The following is a 19,382-nucleotide window of genomic DNA, read 5'->3' as shown; positions in this document are numbered from 1 at the left end:
GGCCGCGGGCGTGGCCAAGGTGCTGCTGGCCGACGCGCCGCAGCTGGCCGATGCGCTGGCCGAGAACCTGGCCGCCCAGGTGCTGGCCGTGGCGTCGAACTACAGCCACATCCTGTTCCCGGCCACGGCCTCGGGCAAGAACGTGGCCCCGCGCGTGGCGGCCAAGCTGGACGTGGCGCAGATTTCCGACATCATCGGCGTAGAATCGGCCGATACCTTCCAGCGCCCCATCTACGCGGGTAACGCCATCGCCACGGTGCAGTCGGCCGACGCGGTGAAGGTGATCACGGTGCGCACCACGGGCTTCGATGCGGTGGCTGCCACGGGCGGTTCTGCCGCGGTGGAAACCATCGAGGGCGCGGCCGATTCGGGCAAGTCGTCGTTCGTGGGCCGCGAAGTGGCCAAGAGCGACCGTCCGGAACTGGCCGGTGCGCGCGTGGTGGTTTCGGGCGGCCGCGGGCTGGGCAGCGCCGAGAACTTCAAGATCCTGGATCCGTTGGCCGACAAGCTGGGCGCGGCGCTGGGCGCTTCGCGCGCGGCGGTCGACGCGGGCTACGCGCCCAACGACTGGCAGGTGGGGCAAACCGGCAAGATCGTGGCCCCGCAGCTGTATGTGGCGGTGGGCATTTCGGGCGCCATCCAGCATTTGGCGGGCATGAAAGACTCGAAGGTCATCGTGGCCATCAACAAGGACGCCGAGGCGCCGATTTTCGGCGTGGCCGACTATGGTCTGGTGGGCGACCTGTTCCAGGTGGTGCCGGAACTGACCAACGCGCTGTAAAGCAGTAACGCCGCAAGGCGCCGCGCCGGGCGGGTCGTGTTTCATGCACGACCCGCCCGGCGTTTTTTTTGCGCGGAGCGTTCTTTGGACCGGGCGAGCTCTGGTTTACCGTTATGCCCCGGCAGATTTCAGCGGGCCGAATTTCTCGCTGTACAGTTCGCGGGCCCAGTCGATGAATACGCGTACCCTGGGTGAAAGCTGCCGATGGAACGGGTACAGCGCACAAACAGGCAGTTCGGGGCATGTCCAGTCAGCCAGTACCTGGACCAGGCGTCCGGCCTGAAGATGTTCCTCCAGGCGGAAGCGGGGCACCTGGATCAGGCCGCAACCAGCAAGCGCCGCGCTGGTGTAGCAGGCCGCGTCGCTCACTGAAACCCAGCCGCTTGCCTCGAACTCCTCTACCTTGCCATCCACGATGACAGTGAACGGATAGCGGCTGTCATGACCCCGCGAGAAAAAACCGATTCCCTGGTGTCCCGCCAATTCGCGAGGATGCGTCGGCGTGCCATGGCGCGCCAGGTATTCCGGGCTGGCGCAGATGATCTCGGGCATTTCGGCCAGCTTTCTGACCACCAGCGATGAATCACGCGGCTGGCCCGCCCGCACTACGCAATCGATGCCTTCCTTGACCAGGTCCACCAGGCGATCGCCGCTGCTGATGACAATATCGATCTGGGGATAGCGTTCCCGGAATTCGCCTATGCGCGGCAAGATGATCATTGTCGCGTGCGCCCCGTGCAGGTCCAGCCGCAGCGTGCCGTGGGGATGGGCAACGTGAGTGCTCAGGGAGGTTTCCGCATCCTCCAGCTCAGCCAGGACGCGCTTGCTGCGCTCGTAAAAGGCCTGGCCGTCCAGGGTGGCCTTGACCTGGCGCGTCGTGCGATCCAGCAGACGGGCGCCCAGCCGGTTTTCGAGTTCCTTGATCGCATGAGTTGCCGTGGCGCGAGGGATGTTCAGTGCGCCTGCGGCCTCTGTGAAGCTGCCGAGTTCCACGATTCGAATGAAGAGCTGCAAGGCAGCGAAGCGATCCATGGCGAGCCTATTGTTGATTATTTTTGAATTAATAAGCCAATTTATGGCTATTTATCCATTGGAGATCAACCGACATCATAGCTGCCATGGTGTCATCTGTCGCGCCGCTCTGGCCGGCCAGATGTCGAGTTTTTTCGTCTATCCCAAGGAAATCATCATGAGTACCAGCGACACGCCCACCACGGCCTCGCCCGTCCGGGCCGCCATCGTGACCGGCGCTTCCCGCGGCATCGGGCGCGCCATCGCGCTGCGCCTGGCCGCGGACGGTTTCAGGGTCACGGTGAATTACTCGGGCAACGCAGCCCGGGCGCGGGAAGCGGTCGCGGCCATCCAGGCAACGGGGGGCGAAGCGATCGCCGTGCAGGCGGATGTGTCCCGCGAGGAAGACGTGCAGCGGTTGTTTGCCGCAGCGCTGGATGCTTTCGGTACCCCCAGCGCGGTGGTGCATAGCGCCGGCATCATGCACCTGGCGCCCGTGGTGCCCGACAGTATCGAGCAGTTCGATCAAGTCGTGCAGACCAATCTACGCGGTGCGTTTCTGGTACTGGCGCAGGCAGCCATGCACCTGCAGGCTGGCGGCCGGATCGTGGCGCTATCGAGCAGCGTGACCGCCAAGTCTTTTCCTCTGTACGGCCCTTACATCGCGGCCAAGGCCGGTGTCGAGGGCCTGGTACACGTGCTGGCCAACGAACTGCGCGGCCGGGGCATTACCGTCAATGCCGTCGCACCCGGCCCCGTGGCCACCGAGCTGTTTCTTGAAGGCAAGTCTGACGAGCAGATTGCCCTGCTTCGCAAGGCTTCCCCCCTGGAACGCCTGGGGCAGCCCGAGGACATCGCGCGCGCGGTGGCTTTCCTTGTTGGCCCGGATGGGGGGTGGGTGAATTCCCAGGTCGTGCGGGTCAATGGCGGGTTCGCCTGAGCGTCCGTTCTTACCTGAATTGCGCACCGGTCGTTTTCTAGGCACCTAGAGGTAAATCATGGCAAAGAATGCGTTCTCTACCCATTTGAAAGTGGTCGTCGGCGAGTCTGTCATTGCATCATCGGCCGCCACGCTCAGCGTGATGGCGTTCGAGGTTCCAGTGTGGGCCATGTTCGTCGGCTGGATTTCCTTCTTCACCCGAGGACTGAATCTGAAGCAAGGGGTTGTCAACCTGGCTTGCGTATTGATAGGCGTTGTCCTGGGTGTCGGAGCCGCCCATGCCGTGGCCGCCTTGACGCCAATTCTGGGCAGTTACGCCATCAGCGCGGTGGTGTTCCTGATTACTATCCTTGCGCTGTCCTTGGCCCGGGTGCCGGTATTCAACAACCTGCTCGGACTGTTCTTGGGCCTGGTGGCCTACTTCGCCTGGCACCAGCCTCCGTCTATTGCCACCTTCGGCATGCTGGCGCTGGCCGCGACGCTGGGAGCGACCGCCGCCTTCCTGGCGCACTCGCTGCAACAGAGAATCCGGCAGAGCGCGGCCCATTGACCGCGGCGTGGCATCCATTTCATCTCATACAAAAGCGAACCTTCCGAAAGCCCGCCCGGGCTTCCTCATGGCTCATTACAAGGACGACGGACATGGAAACCGCACCAGCCAGATCGACGATATCTTCCAGAGAAGCCCCTGGCGCTCACGAGCGCCTGCTGTTTCCTGCGCTGGGCAGCTTGTACGCCAGCGCGGAACCCATTCTGTACGCGCTGCTGCGCCTTGTGTTCGGCGTGGTCATGTTCACTCACGGCCTTCCCAAGGCCTTGGGCACGGCTCATGGATCGATGGCGGACCCGATGGCCGGCTCTATCAACCTTATCCAGAACGTCATGGGCTTGCCACTCGCGCCGCAACTGGCGTTCTTGGTCATGCTGCTGGAAACGGTTGGCGCGATCATGCTGGCCATCGGTCTGTGGTCGCGCCCGGTCGCATTCATTATTGCGCTGGAAATGGCCGCCATCAGCTACGCACTTGGCCCCACCTGGCCCTGGATTGACCGCGGCATAGAATTCCCGGTGCTGATGGGATTTCTCGCGCTCTATATCGCAGCGCGCGGCAGCGGCCGCTATGCCGCGGATCGGATGCTCAGGTTTTCCGTCTGACACTGCCCCGAGGGCATCATGATGAGCCGCGCCTGCCCAGTCAGTACAAGGCCTTGCAACCGCGCCAGGCGCGTTGCGCGATCAGGCGCTTGATTTCGCTTTTGCACAAATCGACCACCCGGTCCACGGCCGGGGTGCGGGGCATGCTTACGCCGACGCACAGCACCAGCTCGCGCGACAGGCCCATGTCCAGGGCGCGGGTGGCGATGGCGCCGTCGGCGATTTCCGGATGGGCGGCGGAGTAGGGCAGGATGGTGGCGGCCATGCCGTGCCGAACCGCGGGAATCAGGATGGCCGAGGTGCTGGCTTCGGCGAACAGGTTGCAGGTCAGGCGCGCTGTCAGGAAGGCGTGATCGACGCGCGCGCGCAGGGTATTGGGCAGGCTGGGCAGGATCAGCGGCACGTGGTGGAAGTCGGCGATGGCCAGCTTGCGCCGGGGCAGTTTCAAGCCGGGGTGGACCAGCAGCAGCAGGTCTTCGCGCAGCAGGGGCGTGCACGATAGGCCCTGCATGGGCTGTTGATCGGGCGAGAGCGAAAAATCGACACGCCCCTGCAGCACCAATTTGGTGAGATCGGCGCTGGGTACATCGACGATTTCCACCACCACCGAGGGCAGTTCTGCCTTGACCCGTTGCAGCAGGGGCAGCGACAGCATGCGCGCGGTGCTGGAGGCCAGGCCGATGGATACCGTGCCCATGACCGGATCCGCCGCGCGGGCCAGCAGGCTGCGCGTGGTGTCGACCTGGCGCAATATGGTTTGCGCGTGGCGGTATAGCAGCAGGCCTTCGGCGGTGGCCTGCACGCCCTTGGCGCCGCGCGACAACAGGGCTACGCCCAGGGTGTCTTCCAGCAAGGCCATCTGCTGGCTGAGCGCGGGCTGGGCCACGTGCAGGCTTTCGGCCGCGCGGGTCATGTTGCGCATTTCGACGACGCGCACGAAGTACTTGAGCTGGCGCAGATTCATGGTGAAATAAGTTTATCTTATGGTTTGATCGTTAAATCATATTTTTTCGTCTGGCTTGGCCTGCCTAGAATGGTTTGCAACCCAAAGGAGACAAACCATGAGCCTGCCGCTGGCCGGACTGAAAGTACTGGACCTGACCCGCGCGCTGTCGGGGCCCTTCAGCACCATGACCCTGGGAGACCTGGGGGCCGAGGTGATCAAGGTCGAGCCGGCTCCGGACGGCGACATGGTGCGGCAGTGGGGGCCTTTCGACGACGATATAAGCGTTTATTATCTGAGCGCCAACCGCAACAAGAAGGGCATAGGCATAGACTTTCGCCACCCCGAAGGCCTGGCGCTGGTACGCAGGCTGGCGCTGGGCTGCGACATCGTGGTCGAGAACTTCAAGGTGGGCACCATGCAGCGCATGGGGCTGGGCTATGAGTCGCTGTCGGCCGAACATCCGGGACTGATCATGGCGTCCATTTCCGGCTTTGGCAGCCGCGGCCCCGCCAAGGACTGGGCCGGATTCGACCAGATCGCCCAAGGCTATTCCGGCTTCATGAGCCTGACCGGCACCGCCGAATCCGGGCCCACGCGCGTGGGCACCGCCATTGGCGACCTGGCCGCGGGCATGTGGCTGGTAATAGGCATTCTGTCGGCGGTGGTGCAGCGCCAGCGCAGCGGCCGCGGCCAGCACGTGGAAACTTCGCTGCTGGCTGCGCTGATGGCCTTGCTGAGCGTGCAGGGCCAGCGCTACCTGAGCGTGGGCGAAGTGCCCCAGCCCTGCGGCAACGTGCATCCCGTGATCGCGCCGTACGGCACGTTCGACACCGCGGACGGGCCCATCAACCTGGCTCCCGCCACACAAGCCATGTGGACCAAGCTGTGCGGCATCCTGGGCCTGGAGCGCCTGACCTCCGACGCCAGGTTCCTGACCAATGCCGACCGCATGCAGCACCGGCACGCGCTGAAGCAGGAACTGGAAACGGCGCTGGCGCGCAAGACACGCATGGAGTGGACGCCCCTGATGATCGAGAACGGCATTCCCGCGGGGCCGATCAACACGCTGGACGATGTGTTCGCCGATGCGCAGGTACAGGCCTGCGGGCTGGTGCAAGACTTGCAGCACCCGACGCTGGGTGCCCTGAGACAAGTGGGCCTGCCGCTGGATCTGAGCGATGTGCCGCGCGACGCGGAGGCCCGGCAGGCCCCGCCCGTATTCGGCCAGCACACGCGCGATGTGTTCGAGGCATTCGGCCTGGCGCCGCGCGACATAGACCGCCTGCTTGCCGACCGGGTCGTATTCCAGGCGGGCGAACCGGCGGGGGACGCATGAATACTGCTGCCGATGTCCCGCAACTGGCGGTAGAGGGGGCCGTGGCCACCATCAGGCTGGCCAAGCCCGCCTTCGCCAACCGCCTCAGCCCGCAGGACCTGGACGTGCTGCGCGCGCACTTGGATACGGTGAACCGCGATGAGCGCGTGCTGGTGCTGCGCTTCGTGGCCGACGGCAAGTATTTCTGCAGTGGGTACGACATCTCGTCGCTGGGGGCCGGCGGCGCGCCCAGTTCGACCTACTTCGGGCAAACCATGGACCTGATCGAACAGGCGCGGCCGGTGACGCTCGCGGCCGTGCAAGGGGGGGTTTATGGCGGCGGCACGGACTTGTGCCTGGCGTGCGACTTCCGCCTGGGCACGCCGCAGGCGGACATGTTCATGCCCGCCATACGCCTGGGCTTGCATTTCTACGCGGGCGGCATGTCGCGCTACGTGACGCGCTTGGGCTTGAACCAGGCCAAGCGGCTGTTCCTCACGGCGGAAAAAATCCATGCGGACGAAATGCTGCGCATCGGCATGCTTACCGAGCTGGTGCCGGCCGGCCAGCTGCAGGTTCGCCTGGACACGCTGACCTCACAACTGGCCGGCATGGCCCCCCTGGCGCTGCTGGGGGTGAAGAAGCATCTGAACCTGATTGCGCGCGGCCAGGTCGACGTGCACGAGATAGACCAGGCCGTGCTGCGTTCGGAGCGTTCGCAGGATATCGCGGAAGGCGCGCTGGCCTGGAAGGAAAAACGCCAGCCGCGATTCACCGGCCGCTGAGGCCAGCCCGGCCATGCATGGGCGTGGCCACATAAACACAACGAGGAGACAACCATGCATGTTTATCGCGCTGCGCGCGCCGCCGGGTGCGCACTGATGTTGGCCGGCGGGCTGTGGGCGGGCGGGGCGCAGGCCGCCGATGCCTATCCCTCCAAGCCCGTCACCCTGGTGATAGGCTTCCCGCCGGGAGGCGGGGCCGATCATGTGGGGCGGGTGTACGCGAACAGCCTGGCCAAGGTGCTGGGGCAGCCCGTGGTGGTGGAAAACCGGCCGGGCGCGGGTTCGACCATAGGCGCCAGCCACGCAGCCCGTGCCGCCGCCGACGGCTATACCCTGTACCTGGGCAACTCCAGCGTGATGGGCAGCGACAGCGTGCTGTACAAGGTGGACTACACCGCGGACGACTTCGTGCCCGTGGCCCAGTTGACCACGGGGCCCATGGTATTGATCGCCAACGCCGGGCTGGGGCTGAAAAGCGTCAAGGACTTGCTCGAGCGCGCGCGCAAGCAGCCGGGCGAACTGAACGTGGCGTCGTCGGGCAACGGTGTCATTACCCATCTGGCGGCCGTGGAGTTCATGCAATTGGCCGGCGTGAAATTCATGCACATCCCGTTCAAGGGCGGCGCGGCGGCCACGCAGTCCGTGGCGGCCGGCGATACGGACATTTCGTTTGCCACCGCACCCTCGGCCAAGGCCGCCATCGACACGGGCAAGGCGGTTGCGTTGGCGGTGACTTCCGGCCAGCCCTCGCGCCTGCTGCCGTATCCCGCCATTGCCGCTGACGTGCCAGGCTATGACGTTTCCAACTGGTGGGGAATCTTCGCGCCGCGGGGAACCCCGCAGCCCGTGATCCAAACGTTGTTTGACGCCACGCGGCAGGTGCTGGAGCAGGCCGATGTGCAGAAAGGGCTGGCGGCCGGCTATGAGGAAGTGACACCTTCGGCGTCGCCCGCGGCCTTCGCCGAGTTCGCACGCAAGGAGGGCGCCAAAGGTTTAAGATTGGCCCAGGAGAGCACGGCAACCGCCAATTGATTCCGGAGACACAATGCCCTACGTCACCCCGTTGCAGGACTTCCGCTTCGCGCTGAAGGCGCTGGCCGGCCTGGATGAGATTCTCAAGCTGCCTGGTTTCGAAGAGGTGACGCCGGATCTGGTCGACGCCATTCTCGAGGAAAACGCCCGCTTCGTGGAACAGGCCATTGCGCCGCTGAACGTGCCTGGCGATACCCAGCCGCCCGTTTGGCAAGACGGGCAGGTGACGACGACACCGGGCTTCAAGCAGGGCTTCGCCGAGTATGCCGCCGCGGGGTGGCAGGGCCTGCAGCATCCGGCCCAGTGGGGCGGGCAGGGGCTGCCCAAGCTGGTCGCCGCCGCGCCGGGCGAGAACATCCAGGCGGCCAGCCTGGCGTTCTCGCTGTGTCCCATGCTGACCGACGGGGTCATCGAGGCCTTGCTGACAGTGGGCACCGATGCGCAGCGCCAGCAGTACGTTCCCAACCTGATCGCGGGTAAATGGACCGGCACCATGAACCTGACCGAACCCCAGGCGGGTTCGGACCTGGCCCAGGTGGCCACGCGCGCCGTGCCGCAGGCCGATGGCAGCTATCGCCTGAGCGGCCAGAAAATCTTCATTACCTATGGCGACCATGATCTGGCCGAGAACATCATCCACTTGGTGCTGGCCCGTACGCCCGATGCGCCGCCGGGCGTCAAGGGCATCTCGCTTTTCATCGTGCCGAAGTTCCTGGTCAATGACGACGGCAGCCTGGGGACGCGCAACGATGTGTGGTGCGCATCGCTGGAGCACAAACTGGGTATCCATGGCAGCCCCACCGCCGTGCTGCTTTATGGTTCCGGCAAGGGCGACGCGGGCGAGGGCGCAGTGGGCTACCTGGTTGGCGAGCAGAACCGCGGCCTGGAATACATGTTCATCATGATGAACGCCGCGCGCTACGCCGTCGGCCAGCAGGGCATCGGGGTGTCCGAGCGCGCCTACCAGCATGCCCTGGACTATGCGCGCGAACGGGTGCAGGGGCGAGCCATCGAGGGCTCGGCGGGGCCCGTGGCCATTGTGCGCCACCCCGATGTGCAGCGCATGCTGCTGACCATGCGTGGCCTGACCGAAGCCGCGCGCGCGGTATCGTTCGTGGCAGCCGCCGCGCACGACAAAGGCACCCACCATCCCGACGCCGAGGTCCGCGCCCGCAATCGCGCTTTCTACGAATACCTGGTGCCCATCGTGAAGGGGTTTTCCACGGAATCGGCCGTGGAGGTGGCCTCGCTGGGCATCCAGGTGCACGGCGGCATGGGCTACATCGAGGAAACCGGCGCCGCGCAGTATTACCGCGATGCCCGCATCCTGCCCATTTACGAAGGTACCACCGCCATCCAGGCGAATGACCTGGTGGGCCGTAAGACGCTGCGCGACGGCGGCGCCACCGCCTATGCCTGCATTGCCGCCATGCGCGACACGCTCAAGGTGCTGGACAGCGCCGCCGGCCGGGTCGAGGCCGCCGACCGGGCGGGCCTGAGCCTGCTGCGCGGCAACCTGGACCAGGCCATCCAGGCCTATGAGGGCGCCGTGGCCCATATTCTGGAGCATGCGCAATCGAATATCCGGGCCGTATACGCCGCCAGCGTGCCATATCTGATGTTGGCGGGCATCGTGCACGGGGGCTGGCAGATGGCGCGGGCCGCGCTGGCCTGCCACCAGCAGTTGGCCGAAGGCAGTACCGATCCGTTCTATCGCAGCAAGCTGTCCACCGCCGTATTTTATGGGGGGCAGATCCTGCCGCGCGCGCTGGCCCTGTCGGCCGCGGTGCGGGCCAGCGACGTGGCCGACGCCTGCGCAGCGCAATCTGATATTGCGTAGCGTTATTAAAGATATACAACTTACGTATTTCCGGTGATACGGGTTTGATGTAAGAATCGTGTGACGCCGATCCCGCAAGGGTCGCTTTTGCCTACCGCCGGCCCATGCCGGCGGCATTCACTGTCACGGAGACTTCCATGAGCCAACTTCGCCTGGGCGATACCGCCCCGGACTTCGAGCAGAAATCGTCCATCGGCCCGATTCGCTTCCATGAATACCTGGGTGACGGCTGGGGCGTGCTGTTCTCGCATCCGGCCGATTTCACGCCGGTGTGCACCACCGAACTCGGCTACACCGCCAAGCTGGCCGACGAGTTCGCCAAGCGCAATGTGAAGGTGCTGGCATTGTCGGTGGACGGCGTCGAATCGCACACCAAATGGATCGACGACATCAACGATACGCAGTCCACCAAGGTGAACTTCCCCATCATCGCCGACGATGATCGCAAGGTGGCCGAGCTATACGACATGATCCACCCCAACGCCAGCGCCACCGCCACGGTGCGTTCGGTATTCGTGGTCGACCCGGCCAAGAAAGTGCGCCTGATCATTACCTATCCAGCCAGCACGGGCCGCAATTTCAACGAGATCCTGCGCGTCATCGATTCGCTGCAGCTGACCGACAGCCACAGCGTGGCCACGCCGGTGAACTGGGAAGATGGCGACGATGTCATCATCGTGCCGTCGCTGCAGGACGAGGCGGTGATCAAGCAGAAATTTCCCAAGGGCTACAAAGCCGTGCGCCCGTACCTGCGCGTTACGCCCCAGCCGAATAAGTAAATCACTTTTGGTGTGGGTAAGGCGTGCGCGCCTTGCCCGCGCCGGTGCCGCCTCCGCGCCCGCAAGGGCGCGGTTTTTTATTCGCGCCGGCTTGCCGGGCGCGGGCGGCCGCAGCCGGTTCTATATGCCTGGCGGCGATGAGCAACCAAAAAATGATTCGTTCAGTTTAGTTCGGCCAGCCCGCACACTTGCATCCATTGTTCATACATCGGGTGCAGCATGTCGCGTAATAAAAAGATCTGGACCGTACTGGCTGCCGTGGCGGCAACTTTCGTGCTGGGCATGTCGGCACAGGCGCAAGACAAGCAGGCGCTGCTGAATGTGTCGTATGACCCCACGCGCGAACTTTATCGCGAGGTGGATGCGGCTTTCGCCAAGGAATACCAGGCCAGGCACGGCGTGGAACTGACCATCCGCCAGTCGCATGGCGGTTCCGGCAAGCAGGCCCGCTCGGTCATCGATGGGCTGGACGCGGATGTGGTGACCCTGGCCCTGGCCTACGACATCGACGCCATCGCCGCGCGCGGCCTGCTGCCGGCCAACTGGCAAAGCCGCCTGCCGCGCAACAGCTCGCCGTATACCTCGACCATCGTGTTCCTGGTGCGCAAGGGCAACCCCAAGCAAATCCACGACTGGAACGACCTGGTCAAGCCCGGTATCGAAGTCATTACGCCCAACCCCAAGACATCGGGCGGCGCGCGCTGGAATTACCTGGCCGCGTGGGCCTATGCGCTGGAACAGAATGGCGGCAGCACGGACAAGGCCAAGGAATTCGTGGGCGAGCTTTACCGCCATGTGCCCGTGCTGGATACCGGGGCGCGCGGCTCCACCACCACGTTCGTGGAGCGCGGCGTGGGCGATGTGCTGCTGGCGTGGGAAAACGAAGCCTTCCTGGCGCTGAAGGAACTAGGTCCGGACAAGTTCGACATCGTGGTGCCGTCGCTGTCCATCCTGGCGGAACCTCCGGTGGCCGTGGTGGACAAGAACGTGGACCGCAAGGGTACGCGCGCCGCCGCGCAGGCCTACCTGGAATTCCTGTACACGCCGCAGGCGCAGGAGATCATTGCCCGCAACTACTATCGTCCCACCGACGAGAAACTGGCGGCCAAGTATGCCGGCCAGTTCCCCAAGGTGAAGCTGATCAAGATCGACGACCCGGTATTCGGCGGATGGCAGAAGGCGCAGCAGATGCACTTTGCCGATGGCGGCACCTTCGACCAGATCTACCAGCCTGGCGGCAAATGATGGCCTGGGGCGGACTGCAATCATGAGCACAGCCTCGATAGCGGCCCCGGGCGCGAAAGCGCCCGCGGTCCGGCGACGCACCCGGCCCGGCGTACTGCCGGGTTTCGGTCTTTCCATGGGCTACTCGGTGCTGTACCTGAGCTTGCTGGTGTTGATCCCGCTGGCTTCCCTGCCGCTGAAAAGCGCCGGCCTGGGGTGGGACGGTTTCTGGGAGACGGTTACCGCTCCGCGCGTGGTGGCGTCGTACAAGCTGACTTTCGGTGCCGCGCTGGTGGCGGCCTTGGTGAACCTGGTGTTCGGCATGCTGGTGGCGTGGGTGCTGGTGCGCTATACCTTTCCGGGCAAGAAAGTCCTGGACGCCCTGGTCGATTTGCCATTTGCCCTACCCACCGCGGTGGCTGGCATCGCGCTGACCGCGCTGTATGCCAAGAACGGCTGGCTGGGCGGTCCGCTGGAGGAATGGCTGGGCCTGAAGGTGGCATTCACGCCGCTGGGCATCGTGGTGGCGCTGATATTCATCGGCATTCCCTTCGTGGTGCGCACCGTGCAGCCGGTGCTGGAAGACATCGAGCGCGAAATCGAGGAGGCCGCCGCCAGCCTGGGAGCGAGCCGCTGGCAGACCATACGCCGCGTGCTGCTGCCCACTGCGCTGCCGGCCCTGCTGACGGGGTTCGCCCTGGCGTTTGCGCGCGCCGTGGGCGAGTACGGGTCGGTGGTGTTCATTGCCGGCAACCGGCCCATGGTGTCCGAAATCACGCCGCTGCTGATCATTTCTAAGCTCGAACAGTTCGACTATGCGGGGGCGGCGGCCATTGCCACGGTGATGCTGCTGCTGTCGTTCGTGTTGCTGCTGATCATCAATCTGCTGCAAGGCTGGCAGGCCCGGCGCGGGAGACACGCATGAGCCGCGCCGCAACCGATCGCCAGCACCTGACAGAACCGCGCTGGGTGCGCGGCCTGCTGCTGGCGCTGGCCCTGGGGTTCCTGGCCCTGTTCCTGCTGATGCCCCTGGTGGCGGTGTTCGCCGAGGCCTTCAAGAAGGGGGCGGACCTGTACCTGGCGGCGATTACCGAACCCGATGCCTGGGATGCTATCAAGCTGACATTGTGGGTGGCGGCGATTTCCCTGCCGTTGAACCTGGTGTTCGGGGTGGCGGCGGCCTGGGCCATTGCCAGGTTCCAGTTCCGCGGCAAGCAGTTCCTGATCACCCTGATCGACCTGCCGTTCTCGGTGTCGCCGGTGGTGGCGGGCCTGGTGTTCGTGCTGCTGTTCGGCTCGCAGGGGTGGCTGGGCCCCTGGCTGCAGGACAACGACCTGAAGATCATCTACGCCGTGCCGGGCGTGGTGCTGGCGACCTTGTTCGTCACCTTCCCGTTCATCGCCCGCGAATTGATTCCGTTGATGCAGGCGCAGGGCAGCGAGGAAGAGCAGGCCGCCCTGACGCTGGGCGCCAGCGGCTGGCAGATCTTCTGGCGCGTGACGCTGCCCAACATCAAGTGGGGCCTGCTGTATGGGGCCATTTTGTGCAACGCGCGCGCCATGGGCGAGTTCGGGGCGGTGTCGGTGGTGTCCGGCCATGTCCGTGGGCTAACCAACACCATGACCCTGCACGTGGAGATTCTTTACAACGAATACCAGTTTTCGGCCGCTTTCGCGGTGGCATCGCTGCTGGCCCTGCTGGCGCTGGTGACCTTGCTGGCGAAGAACCTGATCGAATGGCGCAGCGCCCGGCCCGACGAGGCCGGCCTGCCCATGGAACGTGCCGCCGCGCCGGCGGCCGCGCCCCGGCCGGCGGCGGCATGAAGGAGTGTTTTGCATGAGTATCGAAGTCAAGAACCTGTCGCGCCGCTTCGGCGACTTCCGGGCGCTGGACGATGTGTCGCTGCACATCGAGACGGGCGAACTGGTGGCCTTGCTGGGCCCGTCGGGCTGCGGCAAGACCACATTGCTGCGCATCATTGCCGGGCTGGAAACGCCTGACAGCGGCAGCGTGCTGTTCGCGGGCGAAGATGCCACCGATGTGGACGTGCGCCACCGGCAGGTGGGATTCGTGTTCCAGCACTATGCGCTGTTCAAGCACATGACCGTATTCGAGAACGTGGCGTTCGGACTGCGCGTCAAGCCGCGTGCCGCACGCCCGTCCGAGGCGCAGATCCGCGAGAAAGTGCACGAACTGCTGAACCTGGTGCAACTGGACTGGCTGGCCGACCGCTATCCCGCGCAATTGTCGGGCGGCCAGCGCCAGCGCATCGCGCTGGCCCGTGCCCTGGCGGTAGAGCCGCGCGTGCTGCTGCTGGATGAGCCCTTTGGGGCGCTGGACGCCAAGGTGCGCAAGGAACTGCGCCGGTGGTTGCGCCGCCTGCATGACGACCTGCACGTGGCCAGCGTGTTCGTGACCCATGACCAGGAAGAAGCGCTGGAGGTGGCCGACCGGGTGGTGCTGATGAATGCCGGCCGCATCGAGCAGGTAGGCACCCCGCGCGAAGTCTGGGAACAGCCGGCGACGCCCTTCGTCTACGGCTTCCTGGGCGACGTCAACCAGCTCAAGGGCCACGCCACGCGCGGTGTGTGGCATGCGCATGGGGTGGAACTGCCGGCGCCCGAACTGGCCCAGGTCGAGCGCACCCAGGCCGTGGCGTATGTGCGGCCGCACGAGATTGACCTGGCGCGCGACAACGGCACGGGGCAGGGCATTCCGGTGCGCTTGAACCATGCCTATCTGGCCGGCGCCAGCGCTTACCTGGAACTGGAACGCCAGGATATCCAGGCCACGATCGAGGCCCAGGTGCCCGAACACCTTTATCGCGAACTGAACTTGAAGGAGGGCGAAAGCCTGCTGGCGCGGCCGCGCCGGGCCCGGGTATTCGCCGCGCAACCATGATGACACTGGAAACCGCCCTGAACCCCGCCGTGGCAGTGCGCTGGCAGGCGCTGCAGGAATGCCTGGCCGAGATCGCCGCAAGGTACCCCGACGCGGCCCTGGCCTCGTCGCTGGCCGCCGAGGACATGCTGCTGACCCACGCCATTTACGACGGCGGCTTCCCGCTGGAAGTCTTTTCGCTGGACACCGGACGCCTGCACCCAGAAACGCTGGGCATGCTGGATACGGTGCGGGAACGCTATGGCCGCGAGATCACCGTGTATCGCCCCGATGCCGGCGCCGTACAGGCCCATGTGCAGGCGCACGGCGCCCATGCCTTCTATGAAAGCGTGGAGCTGCGCAAAGCCTGTTGCCAGATCCGCAAGGTCGAGCCGCTGAAGCGCGCGCTGGCGGACCGCGGCGCCTGGATCACCGGGCAGCGGCGCGGCCAGGCCGCCACGCGCGGCGAGCTGCCCGAATCCGAGCGGGATCCGGTGTTCGGCCTGTACAAATACAACCCGCTGGCGGCATGGAGCGAGGAAGACGTATGGCATGCGATCCGGGCCCTGGACATTCCCTATAACCCGCTGCATGACCAGGGCTACCCGTCGATCGGGTGCGAACCCTGTACCCGTGCCATCCGGCCGGGCGAAGACGTCAGGGCAGGGCGTTGGTGGTGGGAATCATCCGATTCCAAAGAATGCGGGCTGCACGCCGGCAACCGGGTCATCCCGGTGGCCGCCGAGCCGGTGAAATCGACTTCTGTATAAAAGGAAAACCATGTCTGTCGTCGTCAATCGCAGCCACCTGGATTGGCTGGAATCCGAAGCGATCTACATTTTGCGCGAAGTGGCCGCCGAATGCGCCAAGCCCGTCCTGCTGTTTTCGGGGGGCAAAGATTCGGTGGTGCTGTTGCGGCTGGCCGAGAAAGCCTTCCGGCCTGGCCGCTTCCCGTTTCCCTTGATGCACATCGATACCGGCCACAACTTCGACGAGGTCATTGCCTTTCGCGACCGGCGCGCCGCTGAATTGGGCGAAACCCTGCTGGTGCGCAGTGTCGAAGACTCGATCCGGCGGGGCAGCGTGGTGCTACGCCGCGAGCACGATTCACGCAACGCGGCGCAGGCGGTGACCTTGCTCGAGGCCATCGAGGAATTCGGCTTCGACGCGTGCATCGGCGGCGCGCGGCGCGACGAGGAAAAAGCGCGCGCCAAGGAACGGATATTCTCGTTCCGGGACGAATTCGGCCAGTGGGACCCCAAGGCGCAGCGCCCCGAGCTGTGGAACCTGTTCAATACCCGTGTGCATCCGGGCGAGAACATGCGTGTGTTTCCCATTTCCAACTGGACCGAACTGGACGTCTGGCAATACATCCAGCGCGAACAGCTGGCCCTGCCGTCCATCTACTACAGCCACCGGCGCGATGTCGTGCGCCGCAAGAGCCTGCTGGTGCCCGTGACCCCGCTGACGCCGCCGAAAGACGGCGAGCTGGTCGAGAACCTGGCGGTGCGTTTCCGCACCGTGGGCGATATCTCATGCACATGTCCCGTGGCGTCCGAGGCGGCAGATCCGGCCGCCATCATCGCGGAAACCGCCATTACCGATATCACCGAGCGCGGCGCCACGCGCATGGACGACCAGACTTCCGAGGCCTCGATGGAGCGCCGCAAGAAAGAAGGCTATTTCTGATCTTTGAACCGATCCCGGCGCCGCGCAGGCGCCGCACAGGACTTTTCCATGAATGCTGTGAACGATTCTTTTCTTTCGGGCGCCGATAGCGGCGTGTTGCGGTTGATTACGGCCGGATCGGTCGACGATGGCAAGTCCACCCTGATCGGCCGCCTGCTGTACGACAGCAAGGGCGTGTTCGCCGACCAGCTGGATGCCATTTCGCGGGCCAAGTACAAGCGGGTGGCGGGCGACGGCATCGATTTCGCGCTGCTGACCGACGGCCTGGAAGCCGAGCGCGAACAGGGCATCACCATCGACGTGGCCTACCGCTACTTTGCGACCCCCCTGCGCAAGTTCATCGTGGCCGATGCGCCGGGGCACGAGCAGTACACACGCAATATGGTCACCGGCGCGTCCACCGCCGATGCCGCCATCATCCTGATCGACGCCACGCGCGCCGCCGACGGCAGGCTGCTGCCGCAGACCAAGCGGCACAGCACAATCGCGCGCCTGCTGGGCATACGCCACATCGTGGTGGCGGTTAACAAGATGGACCTGGTCGACTGGGACCGCGCGGTGTTCGACCGCATCCGCGATGCCTACGCCGACCTCGCCCGGCGGCTGGATATTCCGCACTTCCACGTGTTGCCACTGTCTGCCCTGGAAGGCGACAACGTCGTCAACCCGTCGGCCAAGACCCCTTGGTACGAAGGCCCGCCGCTGCTCAGCCTGCTTGAGCAGTTGAGCCAGGCCGAACCGACCGCGGCGCAGGCGCTGCGCTTTCCGGTGCAATGGGTGGCGCGCCACGGCGGAGACAGCGCGGAAGATTTCCGTGGCTACGCGGGCAGGGTGGCCAGCGGCGTGCTGCGGCCGGGCGATGAAGTCGTGGTGCAGCCGTCGGGCGTGGCCGCGCGCGTGCGGGAGGTATTGGCTTTCGACCGCGCCGTAGATGCCGCCGTGGCCGGGGATTCGGTGACCGTGGTGCTGGATCGCGACGTGGATGTCTCGCGCGGCGACGTGCTGTCGCATGTGGCTGAACCTGCGCGCGTGGCGCGCGAGTTCGAGGCCGAACTGTGCTGGCTGGATGCGCAGGCCCTGAATCCGTCGCGCAAGTATCTGATCAAGCATGGCACGCGGCTGACCTCGGCGAGGATCCGCGACGTGCTGACGCAGCGCGACATCCACGAACTGCAGGAAGTGGCCAACGGCAGCGGTACGCTGGCGATGAACGAAATCGGCCGCGTCACGCTCGTCACACGCGAAGCGCTGGCGGTCGATCGCTATGCCGATGCGCCTGCCACGGGAGCTTTCATCCTGATCGACGAAGCCACGCACCAGACCGCTGCCGCGGGCATGCTGCGTTAGCCTCAAGACCGCCGCAAAATACCCGGCGGCGGCCTGTTGTTTTTCGGCAAAACCCAGCATTTATGCGGGTTTGCGGGCGATTTCCAGAGCGTGGAATGAAATCTCCAGACGGCCGGCGCGTCTTGCGGTAAAGTGGGACGTCGCCTGTTCAGGGCGGAAGGGGCTTGCTGAAAGTACTGGTTTTTTGTACAGTACTTTCATGGAACGCACCGATCACGTTTTTCCCGCCGGTTCTGGGTCCCCGGCTGCCGCCCCCGCCGCCTTGCGCGGCCGGGGAGCGGTTACTAACGTGCGCCACCGCTTCCAGCAAACCGATCGCGCGCCCGCCGACGATGGCTGGGCCGCCACCCATGCTCCGGCCGATGCCCCGGCAGCCGCCGATACCTCCTGGATCGGCCCGGCCTGGCCCACCAGCACCTCCGAAGCGCCGCCTGCCACCTATATTCCCATCGCCGCCGAACCGGCCCTGAAAACCTCGGTGCAGGCCGAACAGGCCCGCAAGCTGCTGTCGCGCAACGATTCCCCCGACATCCCCTTCGACGTAGCCGTCAACCCGTACCGCGGCTGTGAGCATGGCTGCGTGTACTGCTATGCGCGGCCCACCCATGCCTACCTGGGCTATTCCCCGGGGCTGGACTTCGAAACCCGGCTGGTTGCCAAGGCCAACGCGGTCGATGTGCTGCGCGCCGAACTGGCGCGTCCCGGCTACCGGGTGTCGCCCATCAACATCGGCTCGGCCACCGACGTCTACCAGCCCGTCGAACGCGAATGGCAACTCACGCGCGGGCTGCTGGAACTCCTGCTGCAGACGCGCCACCCCGCCACCCTGGTAACCAAGAACGCCCTGGTGGAACGCGACCTCGACCTGCTGCGTTCGCTGGCCGAACACCGCCTCGTCACGGTCTACGTCAGCGTCACCACGCTCGACACCGACATGGCGCGCACCCTGGAACCGCGCGCCTCGGCCCCGTGGCGGCGAATTCAGGCGGTACGGGCGCTGGCCAACGCCGGCGTGCCGGTAGGGGTGCTGGTGGCGCCCGTCATCCCGTTCATCAACGACGCTTCCCTCGAACATATCCTGCAGGAAGCCCGCCAGGCGGGGGCTTGCTACGCCAGCTACACCGTGCTGCGCCTGCCATGGGAAGTGCGGGCCGTGTTCGAGGAATGGCTGCAGGCGCATTTTCCCGATCGCGCCCAGCGCGTCCTGCATCGCATCGAAGACCTGCGCAATGGCCGCCGCAACGATCCAAATTTCGGTTCGCGCATGCGCGGCACCGGCATCTGGGCCGACCTGCTGCGCCAGCGTTTCAACCTGGCGGTGCGCAAGCTGGGCTTGAACACCACGCGGCCGCAACTGGCCACCCATTTGTTCCAGGCGCCCATGCCGCCTGCCACGGCGGCCTCGGCCACGGGGCAGGGCGGCCAGCGGCGTGCCCAGCCTTCGCCCTCTCAACCTTCACCGCAGTTAGCGCTTTTCTAACCGGAGCTCTTTCCATGACTACCGCCACGCTTGCTTCCGATTCCGTTGTTTCCTTGTCGCCGGCGCCGGCCTCGACCTCTACGGCCTGCGCAAGGACGGCACCGAATTCCCCGTCGAGATCAGCCTCAGCCCCCTCGAAACCGCCGACGGACTCCTCGTCTCCGCCGCCGTACGCGA

General features: G+C 65.3%; 19 protein-coding genes. 17 read left to right on the top strand and 2 right to left on the bottom strand.

Annotation, left to right across the window (positions count from 1 at the left end; all coding sequences use genetic code 11):
* On the top strand, nucleotides 1-781 hold a 781-nt coding region (locus tag LPZ50_RS09275), incomplete at its 5' end, for an electron transfer flavoprotein subunit alpha/FixB family protein (protein WP_230660360.1).
* A 111-nt stretch (nucleotides 782-892) separates the two neighbouring features.
* Here the strand turns inward: LPZ50_RS09275 and LPZ50_RS09270 are convergent.
* Complete coding sequence (locus LPZ50_RS09270; RefSeq protein WP_230660357.1) at nucleotides 893-1,813, bottom strand: LysR family transcriptional regulator; 921 nt, start codon at nucleotides 1,811-1,813, stop codon at nucleotides 893-895.
* A gap of 157 nt (nucleotides 1,814-1,970) precedes the next feature.
* Here LPZ50_RS09270 and LPZ50_RS09265 point away from each other — a divergent pair, with 157 nt between their 5' ends.
* The 3 genes from LPZ50_RS09265 (at nucleotide 1,971) to LPZ50_RS09255 (ending at nucleotide 3,887) form a co-directional block, all read left to right on the top strand.
* Entirely contained in the window at nucleotides 1,971-2,732 is a 762-nt protein-coding gene (locus LPZ50_RS09265; RefSeq protein ID WP_230660354.1) for an SDR family oxidoreductase, read from the top strand.
* Between the two features lie 58 nt (nucleotides 2,733-2,790).
* Nucleotides 2,791-3,282: a DUF1097 domain-containing protein gene (locus LPZ50_RS09260; RefSeq protein ID WP_230660350.1), complete on the top strand. Its 492-nt coding sequence runs from the start codon at nucleotides 2,791-2,793 to the stop codon at nucleotides 3,280-3,282.
* Nucleotides 3,283-3,374: 92 nt separating this feature from the next.
* On the top strand, nucleotides 3,375-3,887 hold the full coding sequence (locus LPZ50_RS09255) for a DoxX family protein (protein WP_230660346.1): 513 nt from the start codon (nucleotides 3,375-3,377) through the stop codon (nucleotides 3,885-3,887).
* A 40-nt stretch (nucleotides 3,888-3,927) separates the two neighbouring features.
* Here the strand turns inward: LPZ50_RS09255 and LPZ50_RS09250 are convergent, their stop codons facing one another.
* A complete protein-coding gene (locus LPZ50_RS09250; RefSeq protein WP_230660343.1) occupies nucleotides 3,928-4,851 on the bottom strand; it encodes a LysR substrate-binding domain-containing protein in 924 nt (307 codons plus the stop codon).
* A 97-nt stretch (nucleotides 4,852-4,948) separates the two neighbouring features.
* Here LPZ50_RS09250 and LPZ50_RS09245 point away from each other — a divergent pair, with 97 nt between their 5' ends.
* The 13 genes from LPZ50_RS09245 (at nucleotide 4,949) to LPZ50_RS09185 (ending at nucleotide 19,205) form a co-directional block, all read left to right on the top strand.
* The gene (locus LPZ50_RS09245; protein WP_230660340.1) at nucleotides 4,949-6,169 is read left to right on the top strand and encodes a CaiB/BaiF CoA transferase family protein; all 1,221 of its coding nucleotides are present in this window, start codon (nucleotides 4,949-4,951) and stop codon (nucleotides 6,167-6,169) included.
* Nucleotides 6,166-6,933 carry an enoyl-CoA hydratase/isomerase family protein gene (locus tag LPZ50_RS09240; protein WP_230660337.1) on the top strand — a complete coding sequence of 256 codons (768 nt, stop codon included), beginning with the start codon at nucleotides 6,166-6,168 and terminating at the stop codon, nucleotides 6,931-6,933. Before LPZ50_RS09245 ends, LPZ50_RS09240 begins: the two co-directional genes overlap by 4 nt.
* A 54-nt stretch (nucleotides 6,934-6,987) precedes the next feature.
* The gene (locus tag LPZ50_RS09235) at nucleotides 6,988-7,965 is read left to right on the top strand and encodes a tripartite tricarboxylate transporter substrate-binding protein (RefSeq protein WP_230660333.1); all 978 of its coding nucleotides are present in this window, start codon (nucleotides 6,988-6,990) and stop codon (nucleotides 7,963-7,965) included.
* A 13-nt stretch (nucleotides 7,966-7,978) separates the two neighbouring features.
* Nucleotides 7,979-9,805: an acyl-CoA dehydrogenase gene (locus LPZ50_RS09230; RefSeq protein ID WP_230660329.1), complete on the top strand. Its 1,827-nt coding sequence runs from the start codon at nucleotides 7,979-7,981 to the stop codon at nucleotides 9,803-9,805.
* A 137-nt stretch (nucleotides 9,806-9,942) separates the two neighbouring features.
* Nucleotides 9,943-10,584 (top strand): peroxiredoxin, encoded by a 642-nt coding sequence (locus LPZ50_RS09225; RefSeq protein ID WP_230660326.1) that lies wholly within the window; start codon nucleotides 9,943-9,945, stop codon nucleotides 10,582-10,584.
* Nucleotides 10,585-10,803: 219 nt separating this feature from the next.
* On the top strand, nucleotides 10,804-11,829 hold the full coding sequence (locus LPZ50_RS09220; RefSeq protein ID WP_230660323.1) for a sulfate ABC transporter substrate-binding protein: 1,026 nt from the start codon (nucleotides 10,804-10,806) through the stop codon (nucleotides 11,827-11,829).
* A gap of 22 nt (nucleotides 11,830-11,851) precedes the next feature.
* Complete coding sequence (gene cysT / locus LPZ50_RS09215) at nucleotides 11,852-12,733, top strand: sulfate ABC transporter permease subunit CysT (protein WP_230660320.1); 882 nt, start codon at nucleotides 11,852-11,854, stop codon at nucleotides 12,731-12,733.
* Entirely contained in the window at nucleotides 12,730-13,632 is a 903-nt protein-coding gene (gene cysW, locus LPZ50_RS09210; RefSeq protein ID WP_230660317.1) for a sulfate ABC transporter permease subunit CysW, read from the top strand. Before cysT ends, cysW begins: the two co-directional genes overlap by 4 nt.
* Before the next feature lie 13 nt (nucleotides 13,633-13,645).
* Nucleotides 13,646-14,710 (top strand): sulfate/molybdate ABC transporter ATP-binding protein, encoded by a 1,065-nt coding sequence (locus tag LPZ50_RS09205; RefSeq protein WP_230660314.1) that lies wholly within the window; start codon nucleotides 13,646-13,648, stop codon nucleotides 14,708-14,710.
* Nucleotides 14,707-15,459 carry a phosphoadenylyl-sulfate reductase gene (locus tag LPZ50_RS09200; protein ID WP_230660311.1) on the top strand — a complete coding sequence of 251 codons (753 nt, stop codon included), beginning with the start codon at nucleotides 14,707-14,709 and terminating at the stop codon, nucleotides 15,457-15,459. The genes LPZ50_RS09205 and LPZ50_RS09200 overlap by 4 nt, the downstream gene beginning before the upstream one ends.
* Nucleotides 15,460-15,469: 10 nt before the next feature.
* Complete coding sequence (gene cysD / locus LPZ50_RS09195; RefSeq protein ID WP_230660308.1) at nucleotides 15,470-16,378, top strand: sulfate adenylyltransferase subunit CysD; 909 nt, start codon at nucleotides 15,470-15,472, stop codon at nucleotides 16,376-16,378.
* Between the two features lie 48 nt (nucleotides 16,379-16,426).
* Nucleotides 16,427-17,725: a sulfate adenylyltransferase subunit 1 gene (locus LPZ50_RS09190; RefSeq protein ID WP_230660305.1), complete on the top strand. Its 1,299-nt coding sequence runs from the start codon at nucleotides 16,427-16,429 to the stop codon at nucleotides 17,723-17,725.
* A gap of 199 nt (nucleotides 17,726-17,924) precedes the next feature.
* Complete coding sequence (locus tag LPZ50_RS09185) at nucleotides 17,925-19,205, top strand: PA0069 family radical SAM protein (protein WP_230660302.1); 1,281 nt, start codon at nucleotides 17,925-17,927, stop codon at nucleotides 19,203-19,205.
* Nucleotides 19,206-19,382: the final 177 nt, after the last annotated feature.

The organism is Bordetella petrii (assembly GCF_020991325.1).
Lineage (GTDB): Bacteria > Pseudomonadota > Gammaproteobacteria > Burkholderiales > Burkholderiaceae_B > Bordetella_A > Bordetella_A petrii_E.
The sequence above is the reverse complement of the archived record's forward strand: the minus strand, read 5'-3'. Positions and strand labels throughout refer to the sequence as shown.

Excerpts from the sequence above, each read along its gene's own strand:
- LPZ50_RS09270 (WP_230660357.1), bottom strand. The coding sequence starts at position 1,813 with ATGGATCGCTTCGCTGCCTTGCAGCTCTTCATTCGAATCGTGGAACTC.
- LPZ50_RS09265 (WP_230660354.1), top strand. The coding sequence starts at position 1,971 with ATGAGTACCAGCGACACGCCCACCACGGCCTCGCCCGTCCGGGCCGCC.
- LPZ50_RS09260 (WP_230660350.1), top strand. The coding sequence starts at position 2,791 with ATGGCAAAGAATGCGTTCTCTACCCATTTGAAAGTGGTCGTCGGCGAG.
- LPZ50_RS09255 (WP_230660346.1), top strand. The coding sequence starts at position 3,375 with ATGGAAACCGCACCAGCCAGATCGACGATATCTTCCAGAGAAGCCCCT.
- LPZ50_RS09250 (WP_230660343.1), bottom strand. The coding sequence starts at position 4,851 with ATGAATCTGCGCCAGCTCAAGTACTTCGTGCGCGTCGTCGAAATGCGC.
- LPZ50_RS09245 (WP_230660340.1), top strand. The coding sequence starts at position 4,949 with ATGAGCCTGCCGCTGGCCGGACTGAAAGTACTGGACCTGACCCGCGCG.
- LPZ50_RS09240 (WP_230660337.1), top strand. The coding sequence starts at position 6,166 with ATGAATACTGCTGCCGATGTCCCGCAACTGGCGGTAGAGGGGGCCGTG.
- LPZ50_RS09235 (WP_230660333.1), top strand. The coding sequence starts at position 6,988 with ATGCATGTTTATCGCGCTGCGCGCGCCGCCGGGTGCGCACTGATGTTG.
- LPZ50_RS09230 (WP_230660329.1), top strand. The coding sequence starts at position 7,979 with ATGCCCTACGTCACCCCGTTGCAGGACTTCCGCTTCGCGCTGAAGGCG.
- LPZ50_RS09225 (WP_230660326.1), top strand. The coding sequence starts at position 9,943 with ATGAGCCAACTTCGCCTGGGCGATACCGCCCCGGACTTCGAGCAGAAA.
- LPZ50_RS09220 (WP_230660323.1), top strand. The coding sequence starts at position 10,804 with ATGTCGCGTAATAAAAAGATCTGGACCGTACTGGCTGCCGTGGCGGCA.
- cysT (WP_230660320.1), top strand. The coding sequence starts at position 11,852 with ATGAGCACAGCCTCGATAGCGGCCCCGGGCGCGAAAGCGCCCGCGGTC.
- cysW (WP_230660317.1), top strand. The coding sequence starts at position 12,730 with ATGAGCCGCGCCGCAACCGATCGCCAGCACCTGACAGAACCGCGCTGG.
- LPZ50_RS09205 (WP_230660314.1), top strand. The coding sequence starts at position 13,646 with ATGAGTATCGAAGTCAAGAACCTGTCGCGCCGCTTCGGCGACTTCCGG.
- LPZ50_RS09200 (WP_230660311.1), top strand. The coding sequence starts at position 14,707 with ATGATGACACTGGAAACCGCCCTGAACCCCGCCGTGGCAGTGCGCTGG.
- cysD (WP_230660308.1), top strand. The coding sequence starts at position 15,470 with ATGTCTGTCGTCGTCAATCGCAGCCACCTGGATTGGCTGGAATCCGAA.
- LPZ50_RS09190 (WP_230660305.1), top strand. The coding sequence starts at position 16,427 with ATGAATGCTGTGAACGATTCTTTTCTTTCGGGCGCCGATAGCGGCGTG.
- LPZ50_RS09185 (WP_230660302.1), top strand. The coding sequence starts at position 17,925 with ATGGAACGCACCGATCACGTTTTTCCCGCCGGTTCTGGGTCCCCGGCT.